The organism is Aurantimicrobium sp. (genome assembly GCF_036667855.1).
Taxonomy (GTDB): domain Bacteria; phylum Actinomycetota; class Actinomycetes; order Actinomycetales; family Microbacteriaceae; genus Aurantimicrobium.
Genome location: NZ_JAVWTF010000019.1, coordinates 30,810 through 32,300, shown reverse-complemented (window position 1 = coordinate 32,300; position 1,491 = coordinate 30,810). Strand labels below are relative to the sequence as shown.

The following is a 1,491-nucleotide window of genomic DNA, read 5'->3' as shown; positions in this document are numbered from 1 at the left end:
GAGTCCAAGGTCAAAGAACTCGACCTTGTCACTGAGCAACGCATGGGTACCAATGACTATGCGAGCTTGCCCAGAAACGGTTCGCAAGAGTGCTTGTCGCTTTGCAGCTGCGGGTAGTTGCCCAGTGATGAGCGTAGGCATCAAAGACGCTGAGAGATCAGGACCTAGCATGTTCGTGATGGAGCGCAGGTGTTGAGCAGCAAGTACTTCTGTGGGCGCTAGCAATGCTGCCTGGCCGCCACTGTCGGCCACCTGCAACATTGCTCGCAGCGCCACCAGTGTCTTTCCCGAGCCCACTTCCCCTTGAACCAATCGGTTCATGGGGTGAGAAGATTGCAGATCCTCTGCAATCTCTGCCCCGGTTGTGAGCTGGTCTTCGGTCAGCGTGAAGGGCAGTCGTGCATCGAGTTGATCGAGGTATCCCCCAGCTTTGGGTGCTCGCGGTGTTGCTGCCTGAGCTTTGGCTTTCGCTCGTTGATCCAGCAGGGTTGCCTGCAGAACGAATGCTTCCTGGAAACGAAGGGTGTCTCGGGCCTTCTGCCAGTCAGCGTCTGTCACAGGTTGGTGAATATTGAGAATGGCTTCGTTCAAGCCGAGCAGCTTGCGTTCATTCCTCACGTCAGTGGGAACCGGGTCAGGAAGTTCAGTACCAGCACGAACCGTGGCAAGCACAATCTCCATCACCTTGGCTATTTGCCAACTGGCTAGCGTGCTGGTGGCCGGATAGATCGGAATGGGCTGCATGGCCCACTTGGCCGCATCTTTATCCGCAGAGTCTCTCTCGTCTTCGCCATCGAAGAGTTCGTAGTCCGGGTGCGCTAACTGCAGTGCACCACGATAGGCACCCACCTTGCCGGCAAAGATTCCGCGCACCCCCGCTTTGAGGTCTTTGGCTCGCCATGCCTGATTGAAGAAGGTGAGCGTCATGATGCCGCCTGAGCGACCATCCGTGATTCTTACTTCCAGAATCGAACCCTTTCGAGCACGCATAGGACGTTCGCGCACATCCAACACTTCAGCCACGATAGTGACGTTCTCATTGAGGGGAACGTCATTGATCGCAGTGAGCTCACCGCGGCGGGCATAACGACGTGGATAGTGCGCGAGCAGGTCACCCACCGTGCGAATGCCAAAAGCTTTCTTCAATGCTCCGGCAGTTTTGCTGCCCACCACTGGCTCAAGTGCTGCATCAAGCAGGGCATCAGAGCTGGGCATAACCCCAGTTTATGGTCGGGGTCCGACTAGACCGCAGAGATCCAGTTGATAGTCGTTTCGCCATAGGCCTTGGACTTATCCAGCTCAAGTCCTGCAGGTAATGCTGGAAGGCCTGTTCTTGTGCTGCGTTCGAGAACAACTTCAGCATCTTCTGCCAGGTGGGGAATAAGAAGTTCAAGTGCGTGGGTTACTTCTTCTTCGCTGAGCTCATAAGGCGGATCGATGAACACGATGTCAAAGAGTTCAGATGATGGGTTGCCCAGATAGGAAGCCACC

General features: G+C 55.5%; 2 protein-coding genes. Both read right to left on the bottom strand.

Going from position 1 to position 1,491, the window contains the following annotated elements; translation table 11 throughout:
• A partial coding sequence (locus RR877_RS05645; protein ID WP_332627791.1) for a DEAD/DEAH box helicase occupies positions 1–1,215 on the bottom strand: 1,215 nt, incomplete at its 3' end.
• Positions 1,216–1,241: 26 nt separating this feature from the next.
• Positions 1,242–1,491 (bottom strand): RsmD family RNA methyltransferase (locus RR877_RS05640; RefSeq protein WP_332627790.1); only part of this gene is annotated, 250 nt, incomplete at its 5' end.